This window comes from Mycobacterium sp. DBP42 (genome assembly GCF_005924235.1).
Lineage (GTDB): Bacteria > Actinomycetota > Actinomycetes > Mycobacteriales > Mycobacteriaceae > Mycobacterium > Mycobacterium syngnathidarum.
This window is the reverse complement of the sequence record NZ_VCMY01000028.1, coordinates 1-21,026: the sequence shown is the minus strand read 5'-3', so window position 1 is coordinate 21,026 and position 21,026 is coordinate 1. Positions and strand designations below refer to the sequence as shown.

Sequence of the window (21,026 nt, the reverse complement as noted above, 5' to 3'; positions counted from 1 at the left end):
ACCGGCTTTTGCATGCATCAGATGTTCGCGAGGAAGTCCGAACTGTAGACGGCACCGCGGATGCGCCCAGGCGCCGGCGGCCCCTCGACCACCACCCAAGCCTGAGTTGCTCCGTCAGCCACCGGGCCGGAGACCGTGATGGTGGCAGTGCCGCTGGCATCGGTGTGCAAGACGCCGTTGGACACCCCCGGATCACCGGCACTGCAGGTGGCCGCCGCCGACCGCGGCATCTGGATCAGCCGCACCCGGTAGTCCGCATCCGGGCTTGCCGATTGCATGGTCACCTGGGCACTCACGTGCGACCCATCGCTGCCGATCTGAGCGAATCCGCCGCCACTGCCCGAACCCATACCGTCAAGGAACAGACCTTCGGCGAAATCGCAGTTCCGGATGTGATTCGACAACGGCACCATCGTCGTCGCCGACGCCGGTGGGCTGCCCACCCCACCGAGCACCACCCCGCCCGCTGCCGCCAACGTCACCGCGCGTCTCGTGCGCCAGTCCATCGCATGCACCCTGCCTGCTCGATGTATCAGTGCGTCATTATTGGCACAAATCGCACGTCCAGAAGCGGCAGTTCGCACAAATCGCCGACGGTTACCGCCAGCGGCCGAGCACCTCTTTTGCCCGCGCGCTCAGCACGGCCTGCAGGAACGGGCCGAAAGTGATGCGCCCGACGCCGGCGGCCGTCAGCTCGGCAAGGTCGGCGGTATCGGGCGGAACGGTCACACTGACCGGAAGTGGCACCTCAGAAACCAAGCGTGCCAACGCCTCCGGGTCACGCAGGCCGGGCGGGAACAGCGAGTCGGCACCCGCGGCGGCCGCCTCGGACAACCGCGCGATCGCGCGATCCACACGGTCGGTGCCTGTCGGCTCCTCGCGCGAGCGCTCGTCGGCGTCGTCTCCGTCGTTGCGCAGGAACAAGTCGGTGCGCGCGTTGATCACCACGTGCACACCGGCGGCGTCGGCTGCCACACGCAACTGCCGCACCAGCTCGGCGTGCTCGGCCGAGCTACGCAGGCGCTTGCCCTCCCGATGCACGGTGTCCTCGATGTTGAGCCCGACCGCGCCGACGCTGAGCAGTCCCTCGATGAGCCGCTCCGGCGGCTCTCCGTAGCCGGACTCGATATCCACCGAGACCGGCACGTCGACCGCGTCGGTGATTTGCCGCACCCGGGTCAGCAGATCGTCGAACGACATCACCTCGCCGTCTGCCTTGCCGATGGAATCGGCCAGCGGATGGCTGCCCACGGACAGGGCGGAGAATCCCTCACCGACCACCAGCCGGGCCGACCAGGCATCCCACACCGTGGGCAACACAACGGGGTTGCCGGGCTGGTGCAGCGCCAGCAACGCCGCCGCCCGCTGCTGCAACGTGGTCTCACTCATAGATCCTCCGGGTGCTCAGATGTCCTGCTCAGGTGTCATTCGGCCAGATGCGAAGCCGGCGAAAGCCAGCCTACGACCCGGGTTCCGGTCGGTGATTGCGAGCGCTCGGCGAGGCCGCCGCGGACGTGATGCGCATCACGTCGCGATCGTGATGTGGCTAGCATTGGTTGTCGTACTGTGAGCCCTGACACCTTCAGCCCGAGGAGGTCACTTGTCCACCACCACCGAGTTCTCCGAACTCCACAACCTGATCCGCGACATGCGTCGCTGTGTCACCACGTTGGCGTCGAAGTACGGGGATTCCCCCGCGACGCGCCGCGTGGTGAACGACGCCGAGCGGATCCTCAACGATATCGAGCGGTTGGACATCGACGCCGAAGAGTTGGAGATGCGTCACGGCGTGACACGCCAACAACCGGCCCGCGAGAAGATCGGCATCCCCGACACCCAATACGGAAGCGAGTTCTGGCAGGACGTCGCCGACGAGGGTCTCGGCGGATACCGCTGAGCTCACGGGCGTCTGACGCCCGAGAAAACAACTGAACCTCAGAAAGGGAACCGTGAGCGCACCCACCGCTGACCGTCGCGCGACCGGGGTCTTCTCGCCGACACGAGCGCAGATCCCCCAACGCACCCTACGGACCGACCGGTGGTGGCAGGCACCACTATTGACCAATCTGGGGCTCGCGGCATTCGTCATCTATGCGACGGTCCGGGCGTTCTGGGGAAGCGCGTACTGGGTAGAGGACTACCACTACCTGACGCCCTTCTATTCACCGTGCGTCAGCACGGCGTGCGCGCCCGGATCGAGCCACCTCGGTCAATGGGTCGGCGAGCTGCCCTGGTTCATCCCGATGGCGTTCATCTCGCTGCCGTTCCTGCTGGCCTTCCGGCTGACCTGTTACTACTACCGCAAGGCCTACTACCGGTCGGTCTGGCAGTCACCGACCGCCTGTGCAGTGGCCGAGCCACACGCGAAATACACCGGGGAGACCCGTCTTCCGCTGATCATGCAGAACGTGCACCGGTACTTCTTCTACGCCGCGGTGCTCATCTCACTGCTCAACACCTACGACGCGATCGTGGCGTTCCACTCCCCATCGGGCTTCGGATTCGGCCTCGGCAACGTCATCCTGGTCGGCAACGTCATTCTGCTGTGGGTCTACACGGTGTCCTGCCACTCATGCCGTCACGTCACCGGCGGCCGGCTGAAGCACTTCTCGAAACACCCTGTGCGCTACTGGATATGGACACAGGTGAGCAAACTCAACACCCGCCACATGCTCTTCGCCTGGATCACACTGGGCACCCTGGTCCTCACCGACTTCTACGTCATGTTGGTGGCCAGCGGCACCATTTCTGATCTCAGGTTCATTGGCTGACCTCGGTTGACCGAGTTTCTTTGGCCGACAAGTACGTACACGCGAGAAGGCGAGTGGAATCAATGAGTGAGCTGGAACGGCACTCCTACGACGTGGTCGTGATCGGTGCCGGCGGAGCAGGTCTGCGCGCGGTGATCGAGGCCCGCGAACGCGGTCTGCGGGTAGCGGTGGTGACCAAGTCGTTGTTCGGCAAGGCCCACACCGTGATGGCCGAGGGCGGCTGCGCCGCGGCCATGCGCAATGTCAACACCAAGGACTCCTGGCAGGTGCACTTCGGTGACACCATGCGCGGCGGCAAGTTCCTCAACAACTGGCGCATGGCCGAGCTGCACGCGCAAGAAGCCCCGGACCGGGTCTGGGAACTGGAAACCTATGGCGCGCTGTTCGACCGAACCAAGGACGGTCGGATCAGCCAGCGCAACTTCGGCGGGCACACCTACCCGCGGCTGGCGCACGTCGGTGACCGCACCGGCCTGGAGATCATCCGCACGCTGCAGCAGAAGATCGTCTCGCTGCAGCAGGAGGACAAGAAGGAACTCGGCGACTACGAGGCCCGGATCAAGGTCTTCCACGAATGCTCCATCACCGATCTCATCAAGGACGGTGACCGGATCGCGGGCGCCTTCGGCTACTACCGCGAGAGCGGCAACTTCGTGTTGTTCGAAGCGCCGGCGATCGTGCTGGCCACCGGCGGTATCGGTAAGTCCTTCAAGGTGTCGTCGAACTCGTGGGAGTACACCGGCGACGGCCATGCGCTGGCGCTGCGCGCCGGGTCCGGCCTGATCAACATGGAGTTCATCCAGTTCCACCCGACCGGCATGGTCTGGCCACTGTCGGTCAAGGGCATCCTGGTCACCGAGGGTGTCCGCGGCGACGGCGGGGTGCTCAAGAACTCCGAGGGCAAGCGGTTCATGTTCGACTACATCCCCGCGGTGTTCAAGGGCCAGTACGCCGAGACCGAGGAAGAAGCCGACCAGTGGCTCAAGGACAACGACTCGGCACGGCGCACGCCTGACCTGCTGCCCCGCGACGAGGTGGCCCGCGCCATCAACTCCGAGGTGAAGGCCGGCCGCGGCTCGCCACACGGCGGCGTCTACCTCGACATCGCGTCCCGGATGCCGACCGAGGAGATCAAGCGCCGGCTGCCCTCGATGTACCACCAGTTCATGGAGCTGGCCGAGGTCGACATCACCAAGGACGAGATGGAAGTCGGCCCCACCTGCCACTACGTGATGGGCGGCATCGAGGTGGATCCCGACACCGGTGGTGCGGCCACGCCGGGGCTGTTCGCGGCGGGCGAGTGCTCGGGAGGTATGCACGGCTCGAATCGTCTTGGCGGCAACTCGCTTTCGGATCTGCTGGTCTTCGGTCGTCGCGCCGGTCTCGGTGCGGCCGACTATGTGGCCGCGCTGTCCGAACGACCTAAGGTGACGGAGGCCGCGCTCGTCGAGGCCACCGAGCTGGCGTTGGCACCGTTCGAATCTCACGCGCATCCCGAGAACCCGTACACCCTGCACGCCGAGCTCCAGCAGTGCATGAACGACCTGGTCGGCATCATCCGCAAGGCCGACGAGATCGAGGAGGCGCTGGCCAAGCTCGCCGAGCTGCGCACGCGCGTACACAACGTCAGCGTCGAGGGCGGTCGCGTCTTCAACCCGGGATGGCACCTGGCCATCGACATGCGCAACATGCTGCTGGTCAGCGAATGCGTGGCCAAGGCCGCGCTGGCCCGAACCGAAAGCCGCGGCGGGCACACCCGCGACGACTACCCGGAGATGGACGCCAACTGGCGCAACACGCTTCTGGTGTGCCGTGCGGCCGGCGACGATCAGGTGGTGCCGGACGTGACCGTGACGCCGGAATCCCAGCTGCCGATGAGGGAGGACCTGCTGGCGACGTTCGAGCTGTCTGAACTCGAAAAGTATTACACCGCACAAGAACTGGCCGAGCACCCCGATCGGAAAGGCTGAGCATGAGTGCCTACAACGCGAGCCTGCGAGTCTGGCGCGGAGACGATACCGGCGGCGAACTGCAGGACTACACCGTCGAGGTGAACGACGGCGAGGTGGTGCTCGACATCATCCACCGGCTGCAGGCCACCCAGGCCGGCGATCTCGCAGTCCGATGGAACTGCAAGGCCGGCAAGTGCGGATCCTGCTCGGCGGAGATCAACGGCCGCCCACGGCTGATGTGCATGACCAGGATGTCGACGTTCGACCCGGACGAGACGGTGACCATCACGCCCCTGCGGACATTCCCGGTGATGCGCGATCTGGTGACCGATGTGTCGTTCAACTACGAAAAGGCCCGCCAGATCCCGTCGTTCACCCCACCCAAGGACCTGCAGCCCGGCGAGTACCGGATGCAGCAAGAGGATGTCGAGCGCAGCCAGGAATTCCGCAAGTGCATCGAGTGCTTCCTGTGCCAGAACGTCTGCCACGTGGTGCGTGACCACGAGGAGAACAAGGAGGCATTCGCCGGGCCACGGTTCCACATGCGCATCGCCGAGCTGGACATGCACCCGCTCGACGTACTGGACCGCAAGGACATGGCTCAGGACGACTTCGGCCTGGGCTACTGCAACATCACCAAGTGCTGCACCGAGGTGTGCCCGGAGAACATCAAGATCACCGACAATGCGCTGATCCCGATGAAGGAACGAGTCGCCGATCGCAAGTACGACCCGATCGTGTGGCTGGGCAACAAGCTGTTCAGGCGCTAGCCCCTGAAACCCGAGCGTGCGCTCAGATCGTGAATTCGCTCGGCGGACGCGATCTGAGCGCACATTCGGTGCCTAATCTCCCCCATCCGGGACCGGAAAATTCCTGCACCTGGGCTGCGCCGACCGTTGCTAGTCTCAATCCGACACACGGCGCGCTTCGACGGGGGATTACGCATGCAGTTGTCCGGACCTCAGCTGTCCCATGAGGACCTCCAACGCGTCGGCGGGACGGTCCACTACCTTCAGAACGCGCTCTCGGCCAAGATCGTCGGCCAGAAAACTCTGCAGCAGTCGCTGTTGATCGGGCTCATCGCTTCTGGGCACGTCCTGCTGGAAAGCGTTCCCGGGCTGGCGAAGACGACGGCGGCCAAGACCCTCGCGGAAAGCCTGGCCGCACGGTTCCAGCGCATTCAATGCACACCTGACCTGCTACCCAGCGACATCACCGGCGGTCAGATCTGGGACCAGAAGAACGGTGAGTTCAAGGTCTCGTTCGGTCCGGTGCACGCCAACATCGTGTTGCTCGACGAGATCAACCGGTCGTCGGCGAAAACTCAGAGCGCAATGCTGGAGGCGATGGAGGAACGCCAGACCACCATCGGTGGAACGGTTTACCCTCTGCCAAACCCGTTCCTGGTGCTCGCGACGCAGAACCCGATCGACCAAGAAGGCACCTATCAACTCTCCGAAGCGCAGATGGACCGCTTCATGCTCAAGGACATCCTCACGTATCCGACGCCCGAGGAGGAAGAGGAAGTCGTCGCCCGGATCGCCGGCGGGGTGTTCGACGCGCATCCGGAAGCCGGGAACGGTCAGCTCGATACGCAGCGGGTGCTCTGGCTGCAGACCATGTTCAAGCGGGTGTTCATCGACCGCTCGATCGTCAGGTACGCGAGCTACATCGTAAACGCGACCAGGCATCCCAAAAACTACCTGGAGCCCCAACTCGCCGACCTCATCCAGTTCGGCGCCAGTCCCCGCGCCACCATCGCCCTCTGCCGCGCAGCGTGCGCACACGCGCTGCTGGAAGGCCGACCATACGCGGTTCCCGACGATGTCAAAGCCGTAGCCAAGCGTGTTCTCCGGCACCGCATCATCCTCAAATTCCAGGCGTCGGCCCAAGGCATCACCCCGGAATATCTCATCGACGGCATCCTGCACCGCGTTCCGACGCCGTAGCGAGCCACGATGGGGGAAATTCTCAACCGGGTCCGGGCCCAACTCAATTTCGACCCTCGGGCCGTCGGGATGCGCCTGCGGTCACATCGGGTCCTGGAGGGCGGGCACACCTCGCTGCAGTTCGGCCGCAGCGATGATTTCGTCGACCTGCGCGAGTACACCATCGGTGACGACGTCCGCGATATCGACTGGAAGGCGTCGGCCCGCAACACCCACTTGGTGGTCCGCCGGTACGTCGCCGAGAAGGCCCAGGAGTTCCTGCTGATCGCCGACACCGGGGCCAACCTGCTGGCCCATTCCCCAAGCGGGGAAAGTAAACGCGACCTGGCGATCCTGTCCCTCGGCGCGGTCGGGCTGGTCGCCTCGGCCCAGGCCGACAAGATCAGCCTGGTCTACGGAGACGACCGCGGATCGTCCATCGAACCGGGCAAGACCGGCGAGGACCATCTTGAGCAGATCCTGATCCTGCTCAGCCACATCAACATCGAGGTCGGCAACCCGTCGAACATCGTCAGGCAGCTCGAGTTCGTAGCGGGCAATCTGGACAAGCGGTACGCGATCTACATCGTGTGCGACCAGCCCGCCGTCACACCTGAACTCGTGGCAGCGGCAATGACTTTGCGGGGCCGCAACGCGATTCACTGGATCCTGATCGAAGACCTCGACATCCTCGGGCAACCGCACGCTGCCGACGAAGTGCTCGACGTCGCCACCGGCAAGGCCCTGCTCACCCCGTCGGTCCTCGGAACCAAGGTACTGGAGTCCTACCGCCGCGCGGAGGCCGCGCGGCGGGCCGAATGGGAGTCGTTCATCGCGCAACTCGCCAGCCCGTGTGTACGCATCTCGTCGCGGGCAGACATCGGCCCGGCCCTGTCTACGCTGTCGGAGGGACGCCGCTGATGCACGACGCGATCGACTTCCTGTTTCCCCCCATGTCCTACCCGGTGTGGTGGGTGATCGGCGCCGCGTTCCTGGTCGTCCTCGTCATCGGCTGGATCGTCGGGGTGATCGTGTGGACCCTGCCCATAGAGGTGCTACGGCGGATCCCGGCGATCCGCGACATCAGCTACAAGGTGCTGCGGTTCAAGTTCTCCCGGTCACTGACCAAGGTTGAGCAACAGCATCGCGAAGGGCAGCTCTCCACCCGCGACGCGTTTCATGAGATCAGCCGAATCTTCAGGAATTTCATCGACTTTCGTACCGGATTCCAGGCCCGCAGGATGACGGCGACGGACGTCGCATACAGCCCTCTGGCCAGCTCTGCTCTCAATGTCCTGGCCATGACCTATCCGGGCCAGTTCCACGAAGTCGATCCACAGGCCGTTCCCGACGTCGTCCAGGCAGCGCGGACGGCGGTGCTGACATGGGCGTGAAATGGCCTCTCCTACTGCTGCCGATCGCGATCGCCATCGGCGTCGCGCTGTGGCAGCTCATGCGCAGCTCGAGTGGCGGCTTTCGAGGCGAATTGCCTTATCTGGCAAGGTCGTTCCGGCTCACCCAGCTACCCGAATACCAACGCGCGCTGCGGGTGCACGAACGGCTCTCGATCGCGGCCCTGGTAATGGCGCTCGTAGCGGTGGTCATGCTCATTGGTGCCACCCTCCGACCGGCCAAGACGTTTCAACCACAACCGACCGGGTCCGACAACCCGCACGTCGACATCATGCTGTGTTTCGGTCCGGAATTCCACATTACCTCGGCCAACTCCGACGGCATCGCCATCGGCAATTTGATGTCAATCATGCGCGAGAAAGTGGACGGGTTCGACAATCAGCGTATCGGGATGACCAAGGAGTTCTACCGCAGTTTCCCCGTCACCTCGGACCTACCATGGGTGTCGAATCGTCTCGATGAGCTCGCCGAGATAGCCCAGGGCCCATCGGACGATGATGACAACAGAGACTTCAAGCAAAAAGTCATGCTGTTCGAGCGGGGCACCCTTACCGCTGTCACCAACGTCAACGACACAATCGCATTGTGCGCGATGGGCTTACCCGCAATTGGATCGGACAACGGCCGCGGCCGGGCGATCATCTACATCGGCGACACCAAGTACTCGCGCAGCACCCCGCCCATCTATTCCAATGACATGCTTGCCGGAGTCATAAGAGATGCCGCGATCCAGTTGAACACGATAGTGCCGGGAACCACCGCCGGCGAGTTCTTCGACAGCCTCGTCAAGGATTCCGGTGGCCGCCAATATCTGTTCACTAACCTGGGCTACGGCGTCGGCTGGGACAAGCCGACACCTAGGAAGATCGCCAACCAAAAAGAAGAGTTGCAGAGTGCCGTTGACAAAATCTTGTCGAGCCCGCCGCCGTCGGCACTTGATGATCAGGACGAGGCACGCAAACTTCCCCCGTTCCAGTGGGATGTGCCAGACATTCTGTTGCAGATCGCGTTGATCGCGGCCATTGGACTAGCTGCAGCACGATTGGGGATGAGGCAATGAAACTCAGTGTCGCCCCAGCATTTCCGATCTGGCTCATCGTCGCACTCGCGCTCGTGGCCATCGTCCTGCGGATCATGGCGACCGTCGCCTCGGCACGCCGTGACCACGGGATGCCCAGCCGTACGGCCTGGTTACAGCTCAGTGCGGCGGTAATGGCGATCGTGTGTGTGGCCGTGGCCGCTACCCGCATCGGTGACGAATCAAAAGCCGAGCCTCCACCACGGCTCACCACCACGGCTGAGGAATCGAATACCAACGTGTTCCTGGTATTGGACCGCTCCTTGGGCATGGGGGCGAACGACTTTGGATCATCGACCGCCATGGGCGCCAAACAAACTCGCCTGAAAGGCGCCAGCACCGATGCCCAGGCGGTGTTGTCGAAGTACCCAGACGCCCGGTTCAGTGTGATCTCCTATGCGGACACCGCTCAGGTTGAATGGCCGATTTCCCCTGACGAGTGGAGCCTGGTTCCATTCCTACAGAACTTCTACGGAGAGCGTTCTACCGACCGTGTGGCGGAAACCGATGTAGCAGCGTCGAATTCCCTACTAAGAGAACAACTCAGCGCCGCCTCTCACGCCTACCCCGGCTCAGCGAACCTGGTATTCATCTTCGGCGCCGGTAGTGACTCGGACGATTCGGCGTTCGACATTCCGCTGGGCCAGGTGTCCGGTGGCGCGGTGTTCGGCTACAACACCGACGTGCCGCTCAACGAAGAGGCGCTGACCGCCGCGGCCCACAGTCTCGGGATTCCGTTCATCAAGCGGGAGAACGGAATGCTCGACGTGGAAGAGCTACCATCGGCGATGCCCCAGGCCACTACTGCCGACCCGGTCAATCCCAATCTGCCGCACCCGGGTCGGACCGAGTACTACTGGCTCTTCACCGCGATCGCCGGGGTGCTGTTCGGTGTCGAGTTTTACGGGCTGGCCGGGAACTGGCTACGGCGCAGAAGGGGCACGGCAGGGAAATGATGCAGCCTCTGTCACCCGCCGAATCCAGCTCGGCAGACCAAACCGAGCAACGAGAATCTGGTACCGCGCGCCCGAGTCGGCTGATCCTCCGGCGCAAGCTGCTGCTGCGGTCGCTTCCCATACTGGTGCTGCTACTCCTGCTCGCAGTCAAGCTCGCCAGCGTCGGCGTCCTCGGCAACAAGCTGACCGGTGAGTTCGCCACTCGCGACGACGCGGCCATGCAGAACACGCTGGAGTGGATCGATGCCAGCAGTATGGGGTCCGGCTTCCGGGAGAAGTTCGCGCACGGTGATCTGCTCATGCTTCGCGACGACGTTGCCGGCGCGCTCGAACAGTTTCGGTTGGCGCACGAGATGGAGCCGAGTGCCTGCCCGCCGCGGGGAAACTTCGCCCTGATCGCAGAAGAGTTGAGTGACGACGAACTCAAACAAGGCCATTTCACCAAGGCACGAGAGATGCTCACACCTGCCGTCGAGGCCGCCAAAGAAGACCCCGGGTGCTTCACGAAATTCCCGTCGCGGAGTGCCGATATCGGAACGTTCGTACGCGAAACGCCCCAGCGGCTGGCCATCAAACTCGCGGCCCTCAAGGGTGGGGCGCTCACCAAGACGCCGGACGGCTACGACTACATACGCGGACCTGGCGGTGGAATCGACTTCACCGAGTCCGAAACCGGGCCCTGCCCTTACGCAGATGACGAGGACCGCATGAAGCAGTGCATCGATATGCGTGACCGAGAGATCGCACAGCAGGCTGAAGCTGCGCGCCTGGCGAAAGAGCAGCAGGAGGATGCCGCCGAGCAACCTCCCAGACCCGCGACCGCACAACCCGAAGCACCAGAACCAGCCCCGGGATCCGCTCCAACGGAAAGCCCTGGACCAGCCGAGGGCCCGCTTCGAGTGGAAGGTCCGAGCAGTGAGCAGGTTCGGCCGGAATACCCGGACGATACGGAGATTCGGCCGCCGGGCGAACCTGGTTTCTGCGATTCAGGCGGCACTCCGCTCAGTCGACTGGCCGCTGTCATGTGCGATACGGCAGGGCCGCAACCATGATTGGGCCCGCCGGGATTCCTGACCCGTGGGGGTACTCGGATCCGCCCAGGACAGATGGTCCGCGCAAACTATCGCGCAGCGGCTTGGTCGTGGGCGGCACCGGCCTAGCGGTTCTCCTCATGGTGATCGCATTGGTGATGTGGTTGCTTTGGCCACGCTCGGTCCCCGTCGATCAGACCGACGCTCGTTGGGAGGCAAAACCCCTGCTCAGCGACAAGCCGCCCACGATGGTCCTCAACGCGATCGACTTCGACTCGCTGTACCCACCGGGCTACACGGAATACGACCCGAAGAAGAGAACCCGTCCTTCGACGTACCACTACGACCCCGACGCTGAGGATGAATTCACTTCTGAGCCACCAGGCTGCACGCGGGATCCATTCACCAGGAACACCGACATAGGGTTGAGCAACGACGACCCTGAACTCTACAACTACGCCGCGATTTCGCGGACGATGTATCCGGTCGACGACCCGGGCGGCAACGACGAACAGAGTTCATTCTTCGCACTCACGGTCTTTGTGTCGGACGACCCGACCAGCCTCGACTACGCCAAGCAGTGGTACGAGCGGTGCGCAGGAGGCAAGGTCACCTGGACCACCACAAAGGGCGGTCAGGTTATCGAGACCGGCACGCGAGCCCTGGAGCACGCGGTGGTTGCCCCTCCGGAATCGACGACCAAGGATTCCTTCGCATTGTCTTCGAGGAAGGAGCTGTCGTATTACGCACTCGTCCGCGGACTGGTCGTCCAAGTCGACTGTCCGCCCGAACAGAAGGACGTCGGTGCGCAGTTGTGGCGAACGGTCATCATCGGCTTACAGAAAATCTGAACCGGCCGCCAAGGGTCAGCGGCGTACGCTCGAGAAAAGCAGCCAATCAGCGTCGAAAGGCAGCTCTATGAGCATGGGACAGACTCACAGCATCAACGAGATCCGGACGGCGATCAGGGAACTGTCGGTCCGGGCTGAACTGGCCCGTAAAGAGGGCCGCCCAGACGATGCGGGCGAGATCGAGCAGCGCATCGCCAAATACCGCGACGAACTCGCCGCACGCCCCTGACTCCGGCCGCCGGAGTCAGGCGCCGAGCTTACGGAACGTGCTGCGGTGGAAAACGATTGGTGCCACGTCGGCGTTGACCGTGATGTCATTGACCCGCAGCACCACGATGGTGTGATCGCCGGCCTCCACCAACTGCTCGATGGCGCTTTCCAGCCACACGCTGGTTCCATGGATGAACACCGCGCCGGATTCGCGTGACTCGGTCTCCAGGCCGGCGAACCGGTCACCGGTCTTGGCCGCCAGGGTACGAGCCGCCTCGTCATGGGATTCGCCGAGCACGCTGATCCCCAGCGACGGCAGATCCTTGAGCTTCGGCCAGGTGCTCGACGAGTTCTGCACGCAGAACGACACCAACGGCGGGTCGAGCGACACCGGCACGAAGGTGCTGGCAGCCAATCCGACCCGAGTGCCCGCTACCTCGGCCGCGATCGCAATGACACCTGACGGAAAGTGGCCGAACGCTTCACGCAGCGACGTCGGGCTCAATTCTGTTGCACTCATAGCACCTCCATCTTCACACAGCTCCCTGTCCCTGCTCAGCCCACCGGTCCACTGGCCGGTAGGTTGGCGTCCATCATGTGGATTCCGCTTCTGGTGATGGCCGCAGCCGTCAGCCTGGAGCCGTTCCGCATCGGAATGACCGTCGTGATGCTCAACCGGCCACGACCTCTGCTGCAGCTGCTGGCATTCCTCATCGGAGGTTTCGCGATGGGCACGGCGGTCGGTTTGATCGTGTTGTTCATGCTGCGGCCCGCCCTGGGGTCGGCACATTTCACCCTGCCCCGGGTCCAGTTGGCGGTGGGGGCGCTGGCCCTGGTGGCCGCGGCCGTCCTCGCCATCGGCAGGCCTGCCCGCATGTTCGGTCCGCGGCCTGACCGGCAACCCGGACCACTGGTGACGCGCCTCAAGGAGCTGCTGGGCGGCCATTCGCTGTGGACCGCGAGCGCCGCTGGACTCGGCATCGCCCTGCCGTCGGTCGACTATCTCGCCGCGCTGGCGCTCATCGTCGCCTCCGGCGCCGCGGCAGCCACCCAAGTGGGTGCGCTCCTGCTGTTCAACGTGGTGGCGTTCGGTCTCGTCGAAATCCCGCTGATCTCGTATCTGGTCGCGCCGGAGCGCACGCGCGCCGGCCTCGCCGCCCTACACGACTGGCTGCAGACACAACGCCACCGCAAGGTGGCCGCCGTGCTGGGCACGGTCGGCTGCGTACTCCTCGCCGTAGGATTCGCCGGCCTCTGAACACCCAGCCGGTGATACCGGCGCCGCTCAGGCGTCCAGGCGCGTGAACTCGTCCTGCCGGTACTGCTCGACACAGGCCGCGCGGCGGACCTTGCCGCTCGTCGTCGTGGGAATCGAGCCCGGGGAGACCAGGACCAGATCCCCGACATTCAAGCCGTGCGCGTTGGATATCGCGGAGGTGACGTCGCTCTTGATCTCCTTGAGCCAGTGCACCGCCTCCAGCGAGGACTCGGCCCGCTTCTTGACCTCGATCACGGTCACCAACTTCTCGGTGCTGTTCAACGGAACGGAGATCGCGGCGACCCGGCCGCCGGTAATCTGCTGGACCGTCGCCTCGATGTCCTCCGGGTAGTGATTACGGCCGCGGATGATCAACAGATCCTTGATGCGCCCGACGATGAACAGGTCACCCCCGGAGACGAAGCCCAGGTCACCGGTCTTCAACCACGGTCCGTCCGGGGTGCCCGGGCTGGGGTCCACGAGGGTGGCTCCGAAGCACTGTTGTTCCTCCGGTGGCCTGCTCCAATAACCGGCGGCGACGTTCTCGCCGTGCACCCAGATCTCACCGACCACATCCTGGGCGCATTCCCGCTTGGTCTCGGCGTCGACGATGCGCACCGCAGGCGACCGCGGCAGGTCGTATCTGACCAGCGAAGAGCCCTTTCCAGCTGGGCAGCGCCGGACCCGGCCCGCAGACAGCTCGTCGACGTCGAACGCGACGGGCTCCGTCGACTCACTCCACGTACCGGTCGTCACGAACACGGTCGCCTCGGCCAATCCGTAGGACGGACGCAGCATGTGATCCCGGAATCCGAAGTGGGCGAACCGATCTGCGAATCGTTCCAACGTAGCGGGCTCGACGCGCTCGGCACCGTTGATGATGCCCACCACGCCACTGAGGTCCATCCCGGCAAGATCGGCGTCCTTGGTCTTGCGGGCAGCCAGATCGAACGCGAAGTTCGGTGCGGCAGAAAAAGTCCGGGGATGCTCAGCCAGCGCCTGTACCCACCTGGCCGGGCGTTCCAGAAACGCCAGCGGGCTCGTCAGCACCGCGCGATAGCCGCTCAGGATCGGTGCACAGACGCCCAGCACCAGGCCCATGTCGTGGTAGAAGGGCAGCCACGAAACAATCGTGGCGTCTTGGATGGACCCGAGTTGGGTGTCGGCGAAAAAGCCCCGCATGAGCTGCTCGAAGTTCGCCTGGACGTTGCGGTGCGAAATCATCACACCGGTGGGCAACCGGGTCGAACCCGAGCTGTACTGCAAATACGCCGTGGTGGGGAATTCGACTGCACCGCTGTCGAACCCGGCTGGCCCGTCCTCGGCGTCCAAGTTCAGCGAATCGATCGCAACGATCTTCGGCGCGGTGTTCATCCGCGATTGATCCACGTAGTCACCGACGTCCTCGGCGACCGCGGAGGTCGTCAGCACGACCGAAGGCTTCGTATCCACGAAGACCGAACTGACCCGGTCATGACTCGAACCGCGATGAGGCAAGGGAAGCGGAACCGCCACCAACCCCGCCTGCATCGCGCCCAAGAACGCCAGGATGTACTCGAGGCCCTGCGGGGCCAGGATCACCGCCCGGTCCCCGACCGACCCGTGCAGGCTGATTTCGCGCGCCACATTCATCGTCCGGTGCGAAAGCTGCGACCACGTCAGCGTCTCGACGACGCCCGCCGGGTCGGCGGTGTAATCGGTGAAGGTGAAGGCAACGTCGTCAGGGCGCAAACTGGCGCGTCCGTGCAGCATCGACAGAATTGATGACTGGGGGCTAGGCATCACATCACGTCCGTAACTGGTCGAATCAATCGGTTGGAGAGGGCGTCAGCCCGCGCCGTTCGGGTTCAGCACCGACAACGCCGCGTTGGCCAGCTCCGACATCGGGTCGGTGCCGCCACCGAAGGTCGCCTCGTTGGCAGGAGCGGTGACCTCGGCCGGGTCGAACCCGTGTACCGGGTCCACCGTGACCGGCGCGGTTGCCGGATCGTCGTTTCGCGAATAACCGGCATCCACCATGGGCAGCAGTACCCGGTCCAGCTCGTTGAGTGTGTGCTGGTCATATCCGAGGTACTTGAACGGCAACACCAGCGGCAGGTGTTCCTCGGGCACCAGGTACGTCGTCGTTGTCGCACCCTTGGAGTTGACCGTCGTCCTGATGTTCTGCGGCGGAACGTTACTCGGATTGGTGAACGCGATCGCGGTGTGACCGGTGGCCAACCCGGCGATCGCGTTGATGACGCTCATCCAGTTGTCCGGCCGGTCCGGCCAGTCCGCGATGCTGTCGTAGGCGGAGATGAACTGGTCGGTGTGGTACTGGCTCTCCACCGGCGCCGGGATGCGGTAGTCCATGAACGGCACGACGCTGCCGACGGGGAAGTTCTGGGTCAGGAAACTCTCGCCGAAGGGATGCTTGGCGATCGGATCGCCGAATGTCGCGAAGCTCAGCTGGTCTGGCGGCGGGGCACTCGGGTCGTTGGCCAGGCGCGCCTTCACGGCGTTGAGCACGAGTGCGCCCTCGGACAGCCCCATCGCTGTTCCTTTGCCGCCGTTGCGGATTGCCGCGTCGAGGTTTCCCTCGCCCTCATCGACCGACTCGCCGATGCTGGGCCCGTCAAGGCCGATTCCCGGATAGAACCGCTCTCCGACCGCACCGATGCCGGGGAACAAACGTTCCAGGGTATGGCCCTGAACCTGGCCCGCCGGGTAGTCGACCTTCGTTCGCTTCATCCCGGGGAACCAGTGCTCACCGGTCATCCGGATGTACTCGTCGTAGGGGATCCCGAGAACGTGCGCGCCGCCCAAGGCGAAAGCGGTCCCGGGGTTCGACGGCGTCGGTGCGGCCGGGCCGCCGGGCGGAGGCACGGGCGGCGGGGCGTCATCGGCCCACGCGTTCCCGACGACGCCGAAGGATCCGGTGACGCTTGTGGTCATCAGCAAAGCAAGTCCTGCAAGGAGTTTCTTCATCTCCACTCCCGATCACCCCGGTTCGTTTCGTAGTTTCACACACATCACGCGTGCGCGCTCACCCGTGCTCACGTGCGCGGGACCCAAACTGCTCCTCACGTGCGCAACCTCCCGTCCGCGGCGCGCGAGGGCCACCAGTTCGCCTTACCGATAAGGGCCGCGATGGCCGGCACCGTGATGGTGCGCACCACAAACGTGTCCAGCAGGATGCCGATCCCGATCATGAAACCGCCTTGCACCACTATGCCGATGGAAGAGAACATCAGGCCGGCCACCGAGGCGGCGAAGATCAGACCCGCGGCGGTGATCACGCCTCCCGTCGAACTCAGGGTGCGGATGACACCGAAGCGCGTGCTGTGCGGGGACTCGTCGCGCAGACGCGACACCAACAGCATGTTGTAGTCGGCACCCACCGCGATGAGCACCACGAACGCGAGTGGGGGCACGCTCCAATGCAATTGCTCGCCGAGCAGGTTCTGGAACACCAGGACACTGATACCCAACGCCGCGAAGTATGAGACCAACACCGACCCGACGAGGTAGAGAGGTGCCAGAATCGAACGCAACAGCAACATCAGGATCGCCAGGACCACGACGAGGGTCGCGATCATGATGAACTTGATGTCCTGCTGGTAGTAGTCACGCGTATCGCGAAGTGCGGCCGGGAAGCCGCCCATCGAGATCTCGGCGTCAGCAAGCGTGGTGTTCGGCTGGGCACCCCGGGCGACATCCTGGATCTGGTTGACCTGATCCATCGCCTCGGAGCTGAACGGGTTGAGCTCGGTCTGGACCAGATACCGCACCGAGCGGCCGTCCGGCGAAACGTATGCCGCCGAGGCCTTCTTGAACTCGGGCATGTTCAGCACCTCGGGCGGGATGTTGAACCCCGCCTGTGCCGGATCGGTCGCTTCATTGCGCATCGTCAACAGAAATGACGAGGCCTGGTCCAATCCGGAGGAGATGACCTTGATCTGCTTGACGAGTTCGTCCACGCCGCCGGCGACCTCCCGGCTTCCGCCGGCCAGGCGGTTGGCACCTTGCTGCAGATCCTTCAGGCCCGACTGCGGACCACCGGGCTTGTTGAGCCCCATGGCTTTGACGGCCTTGTTGACGCTGGCCAGTGCCGCGTTCAGCTTGGTCACCGTGGAGTTGACGGTCTGCTTGTCGTCTCCCGCGCCGTTCAACTGGTGGGCGAGATCGTTGATCTCGTTGAGGCTGCCGCCGTTGTTCGCGTCGACCAGTCGCTGAAACTGGACCCGGGTTTCCGCGCAGGACGGGTTGGTGTCACAGACCGCGTTGTTCTGTAGCGCCGCCAGGACAGGTTCGATCCAGCCGAAGATGTTCTTGACCGCCGACAGGTTGTATCCCATCGCGTTGGACAGCGCATTGATGCTCTGCACGAGCTTGGCCGCGGTTTCGACGTCCTTCACCAGTTTGTCGCCACCGTATTCGGTGCGCACCGACGAGAAGGTGTCGACCACACTCTGCAGGCTGGGCGCGATCTGGTTGATCTGAGCTCGCACCTGCGCGAGGCTGCCGGCCAGCGTGTTGGCCCCGGCCGCCAGTCGATTGAGGTCACTTGAGCGCTGGTCGATCTGCTGGGAACCGTCGGCCAGCCGGGTACCGACGATGCCGGCCTGGAACGTGGCCCGGAACTCGGCAGGCACCTCGCCCAGGGGCCGGGAGATGCCGCTGACCAGGCCCACGTCGGGCAGCTGGGCTACGCGCGAAGCCATCTGCTCGAGGTCCGCCATGCCTTTGGGTGTGCGCAGGTCGTGCGGAGACTGGATCAGGATGTACTCGGGAATCGACTGACTGATCGGGAAGTGACGTTCGACCGCGGCGTAGCCGACCGAACTCGGTGCCGACGCGTCCACGACCTTGCGATCGTCATAGTTGTATTGGGCGAAGATCGCGGCACCGGCCAGCAAGGCCAGCACCACAAGACTGGCGACGAGGTGCGGCACCGGTCTGCGCACGATGCGGATTCCCGACCGCCGCCAGAACCGGGAGGTCAGTTCGCGCCGCGGCTTCACCCATCCGCGTGGCCCGACCAGCGTCAGGATGGCCGGCAGCAACGTCAGCCCGGCCAGGTAGGCGACGGCGATACCGATCGCTGCGGCCACTCCGACCGTTCTGAACACACCCATCTTGGTGAAGCTCAACAGCAGGAAGGTGACCCCCACCGTCGCGGCCGACGCCGTGATCACTTTCCCGATCGACAGCATCGCCGCGCGAACCGCCTGGTCGAAGCCATCCCCCGACCGCAGATAGTCGTGATAGCGGCTGATCAGGAACACCGCATAGTCCGTGCCCGCACCGGCCATGATCGCGCTCAAGAACACGACGGATTGATTCGAGACGCCGGCACCGGTCAACGCGGAGAACCCCGCCACCAGTGCCTGCGCGATGAGCAGGGACGAGCCGATGGTCACCAGCGGCAACAGCATGGTGACCGGACTTCGGTAGACCACCAACAACACGGCCAGCACCAGGACCGCGATGGCGATCTCGATCGGCAGCCGATCGTTCTCCCCCGCGACGGTGAGGTCGGCGGCGGTGGCCGCGGGCCCGGTGAGGTGCACCTGCAGCGGGCTACCGGCCGTACTGAGCTTGACGATCTCGGAAACCCGGTTGAAGGAGTCGATGGCCCGCGGTGTGCCCAACTCGCCGGCCAGCCCCACCGGGAGGACCCAGGTGGTCTTGTCCTTGCTGGTCAGAAACTGCCGCAGTTGTGGGGTGGCGACGAAGTCCTGCACGCTCTCGACGTCCGCGACGTCGTCGCGCAGCGCATCCACCAGCTTGCGGTAGGTCGCCTCGTCAGAGCGGTCGAGCCCGTTCTCGTTGATCAGGGCCACCAACAGCAGGTCGTTGTTCCCCGATTCGTGGAACGCCTCGGTCATCTTTTCCGCGGTGACACTCGACGGTGCATCGCTGGGCAGGATGGCGAGCGGATGCTTCTGGGCCATGTCGCTCAGCGACGGACATGCCAGCGGCAGAGCCACCAGCAGTGCCGCCCAGACCCCGATCACCGCCCAGGGCCACCGCACCACGAAATCGGCTAGCCGTCGCATCTCGTCCTCACCCTCGCGCCCAAGTTGCGCATCGCATCGATTTGCTCGCCGCTACGCGACGCGCCCCCAGTGCCCGCTGTCAGCAACCCGCGAAGCCACCGACCTCATTGCGTCCATGTACCGCGTGACCGATTTCTTGGCGACCGCATTGTCCGGATGCATGATCGCCATCACCGTGCCCTCGCCGTACCTGAAGATGTAGATCGTCAATTGGTACGAGAACCGATTGTCCGGGTACATCCCGATGTTGTTCGCGAGGCCCAGATCGCCTGCCGCGAGGATAGCGTTGAGCGGTGCTGCACCGCCGTGCAGGAAATTGGAAACCGGGAAGTTCGGCTGCGGCCAGTTCAACCACGGCGCCAACTCCAACACGCGGTAGTACGGCACCCTCGCCATGTCCAGACCCGAATCGAATGACGCCTGAGCCGCGCCGGCGGCGTCGCTGAAAGAGGTCGCCGCGACGGGCACGACAATCGGGATCAGGCCGGTAAACCACCCTTGCGTCATGAAATTGTCGCCCGCCGTACGCGAATCTCTCGGCGTGAGACCGTAATAGGTGAGTGCACCGGTGAACTCATGCTCGACCAGACCAAGGCAGGCAAACAATCCGCCGACGAAACGGGCTCCCGCGGCCGCACATGCCGCATCGAAGCGCTCCGTCTGCGGTGTGTCCATCAAAACCTGAGAACTCCAGGCACTGCTCAATGACTTGTCCGGATTACCAAGCGGCAGTGGGAATTCCGGGAAACCATCACGATTGTTCTCGGCGAACTCGATCCATGCGCGCACACCTGCCGAATCCAGCGTCAGGGCCGACGTGTACTCGCGTTCGCGGACACAGAAATCGTCGAAGCTTCCCGCTTCCGGCAGCTCGAGTGCCTGGCCGCTTCCGCTCATCGCCGAATACATGCCATTGGCTTCCATCATCGTCGTGCCGATCAAGGTGGCGTCGCCGTGCACGTGATCCATGGCGGCAAAGAACGTGAAATGATTCTCGTTCTGAATAATGCCGAAAGTGAAGCAGCCCCACTCCAGTGGATTCGGTATCCCCACGACGTGATCGCGTATTTCGTCGACGGTCATGTGGCCCTGATCGACCGGCATGAACTCGATTTCCGCCGGATCTTCGATTGCATGTCTAACAAATTTGCCGTCGTCGGTCTGTTTGAACCAACTGCGGAACGTGTCGTGCCTGCGCAGGTAGGAGTTGACCGCATGGTCCATCGCTGCGATATCACACCGTCCAGGCACTTCACAACTGGCGATGATCTGGCGCGAGAAGTTAAGTCCCGCAGAGGTTCTGTCACAGTAATTCTTAAGATGTTGGCTCTGCATGTAGCTAACCGGAACCTCGCTCAGTGGAGCGCGGTTCGCAGTTTCCTGAGCCGCTGCCGTCGGATGCCAGGAAGCTGTCTCTTATACACGTCTCCGAGCCCACGAGACATGCGGAAAAAAAAAAACGACTTGACAGAGAAGAAAGCAACCAAGTCTAGACTTAGGTATCTCGAAGTTCATCTTCTAGAGAAGTACATAAAAA

General features: G+C 63.8%; 19 protein-coding genes and 1 pseudogene. 13 read left to right on the top strand and 7 right to left on the bottom strand.

All coding sequences use genetic code 11. The annotated features are described in order from the left end of the window. Window positions 1-17: 17 nt before the first annotated feature. On the bottom strand, window positions 18-506 hold the full coding sequence (locus tag E0T84_RS21865) for a hypothetical protein (protein WP_138745527.1): 489 nt from the start codon (window positions 504-506) through the stop codon (window positions 18-20). Window positions 507-597: 91 nt separating this feature from the next. Further along, window positions 598-1,389: an isocitrate lyase/phosphoenolpyruvate mutase family protein gene (locus tag E0T84_RS21860; RefSeq protein WP_138745526.1), complete on the bottom strand. Its 792-nt coding sequence runs from the start codon at window positions 1,387-1,389 to the stop codon at window positions 598-600. A gap of 211 nt (window positions 1,390-1,600) precedes the next feature. On the opposite strand from E0T84_RS21860, the gene E0T84_RS21855 reads away from it, so the two are divergent. From E0T84_RS21855 to E0T84_RS21800, 12 genes are all read left to right on the top strand, one after another. Then, the gene (locus E0T84_RS21855; protein WP_070189553.1) at window positions 1,601-1,897 is read left to right on the top strand and encodes a hypothetical protein; all 297 of its coding nucleotides are present in this window, start codon (window positions 1,601-1,603) and stop codon (window positions 1,895-1,897) included. A gap of 52 nt (window positions 1,898-1,949) precedes the next feature. Next, complete coding sequence (locus tag E0T84_RS21850; protein ID WP_070189552.1) at window positions 1,950-2,771, top strand: hypothetical protein; 822 nt, start codon at window positions 1,950-1,952, stop codon at window positions 2,769-2,771. Between the two features lie 62 nt (window positions 2,772-2,833). Further along, complete coding sequence (locus E0T84_RS21845; protein ID WP_138745525.1) at window positions 2,834-4,741, top strand: fumarate reductase/succinate dehydrogenase flavoprotein subunit; 1,908 nt, start codon at window positions 2,834-2,836, stop codon at window positions 4,739-4,741. Window positions 4,742-4,743: 2 nt separating this feature from the next. Continuing rightward, entirely contained in the window at window positions 4,744-5,493 is a 750-nt protein-coding gene (locus E0T84_RS21840; protein ID WP_138745524.1) for a succinate dehydrogenase/fumarate reductase iron-sulfur subunit, read from the top strand. A 174-nt stretch (window positions 5,494-5,667) separates the two neighbouring features. Next, window positions 5,668-6,672, top strand: coding sequence for a MoxR family ATPase (locus E0T84_RS21835; protein WP_138745523.1), 1,005 nt, complete (start codon window positions 5,668-5,670; stop codon window positions 6,670-6,672). A 9-nt stretch (window positions 6,673-6,681) separates the two neighbouring features. After that, complete coding sequence (locus E0T84_RS21830) at window positions 6,682-7,572, top strand: DUF58 domain-containing protein (protein ID WP_138745522.1); 891 nt, start codon at window positions 6,682-6,684, stop codon at window positions 7,570-7,572. Continuing rightward, window positions 7,572-8,045, top strand: a complete 474-nt coding sequence (locus E0T84_RS21825) for a hypothetical protein (protein ID WP_138745521.1) — start codon at window positions 7,572-7,574, stop codon at window positions 8,043-8,045. The genes E0T84_RS21830 and E0T84_RS21825 overlap by 1 nt, the downstream gene beginning before the upstream one ends. Continuing rightward, window positions 8,036-9,124, top strand: coding sequence for a hypothetical protein (locus E0T84_RS21820; protein ID WP_138745520.1), 1,089 nt, complete (start codon window positions 8,036-8,038; stop codon window positions 9,122-9,124). Before E0T84_RS21825 ends, E0T84_RS21820 begins: the two co-directional genes overlap by 10 nt. Beyond that, window positions 9,121-10,098 carry a VWA domain-containing protein gene (locus tag E0T84_RS21815; protein ID WP_138745519.1) on the top strand — a complete coding sequence of 326 codons (978 nt, stop codon included), beginning with the start codon at window positions 9,121-9,123 and terminating at the stop codon, window positions 10,096-10,098. Before E0T84_RS21820 ends, E0T84_RS21815 begins: the two co-directional genes overlap by 4 nt. Next, window positions 10,095-11,150 (top strand): hypothetical protein, encoded by a 1,056-nt coding sequence (locus E0T84_RS21810; protein WP_138745518.1) that lies wholly within the window; start codon window positions 10,095-10,097, stop codon window positions 11,148-11,150. Before E0T84_RS21815 ends, E0T84_RS21810 begins: the two co-directional genes overlap by 4 nt. An 89-nt stretch (window positions 11,151-11,239) precedes the next feature. Further along, window positions 11,240-11,980, top strand: a complete 741-nt coding sequence (locus tag E0T84_RS21805; RefSeq protein WP_138745517.1) for a hypothetical protein — start codon at window positions 11,240-11,242, stop codon at window positions 11,978-11,980. 73 nt (window positions 11,981-12,053) lie between these two features. Beyond that, complete coding sequence (locus E0T84_RS21800) at window positions 12,054-12,209, top strand: hypothetical protein (protein WP_212757726.1); 156 nt, start codon at window positions 12,054-12,056, stop codon at window positions 12,207-12,209. A 15-nt stretch (window positions 12,210-12,224) separates the two neighbouring features. Here the strand turns inward: E0T84_RS21800 and E0T84_RS21795 are convergent, their stop codons facing one another. Then, a complete protein-coding gene (locus E0T84_RS21795; RefSeq protein WP_070189549.1) occupies window positions 12,225-12,710 on the bottom strand; it encodes a flavin reductase family protein in 486 nt (161 codons plus the stop codon). A 75-nt stretch (window positions 12,711-12,785) separates the two neighbouring features. Here E0T84_RS21795 and E0T84_RS21790 point away from each other — a divergent pair, with 75 nt between their 5' ends. Beyond that, window positions 12,786-13,448: a GAP family protein gene (locus E0T84_RS21790; RefSeq protein WP_070189548.1), complete on the top strand. Its 663-nt coding sequence runs from the start codon at window positions 12,786-12,788 to the stop codon at window positions 13,446-13,448. 27 nt (window positions 13,449-13,475) lie between these two features. On the opposite strand, the gene E0T84_RS21785 is transcribed toward E0T84_RS21790, so the two are convergent. From E0T84_RS21785 to E0T84_RS21770, 4 genes and pseudogenes are all read right to left on the bottom strand, one after another. After that, window positions 13,476-15,230, bottom strand: a complete 1,755-nt coding sequence (locus E0T84_RS21785) for an AMP-binding protein (RefSeq protein ID WP_138745515.1) — start codon at window positions 15,228-15,230, stop codon at window positions 13,476-13,478. A 45-nt stretch (window positions 15,231-15,275) separates the two neighbouring features. Beyond that, window positions 15,276-16,415, bottom strand: coding sequence for an acyltransferase PE (gene pe / locus E0T84_RS21780; RefSeq protein WP_070189546.1), 1,140 nt, complete (start codon window positions 16,413-16,415; stop codon window positions 15,276-15,278). Between the two features lie 95 nt (window positions 16,416-16,510). Further along, window positions 16,511-19,489 (bottom strand): RND family transporter, encoded by a 2,979-nt coding sequence (locus E0T84_RS21775; RefSeq protein WP_138745514.1) that lies wholly within the window; start codon window positions 19,487-19,489, stop codon window positions 16,511-16,513. Window positions 19,490-19,540: 51 nt separating this feature from the next. Beyond that, window positions 19,541-20,896: pseudogene (locus tag E0T84_RS21770) on the bottom strand (condensation domain-containing protein); the annotation flags it as partial. Window positions 20,897-21,026: the final 130 nt, after the last annotated feature.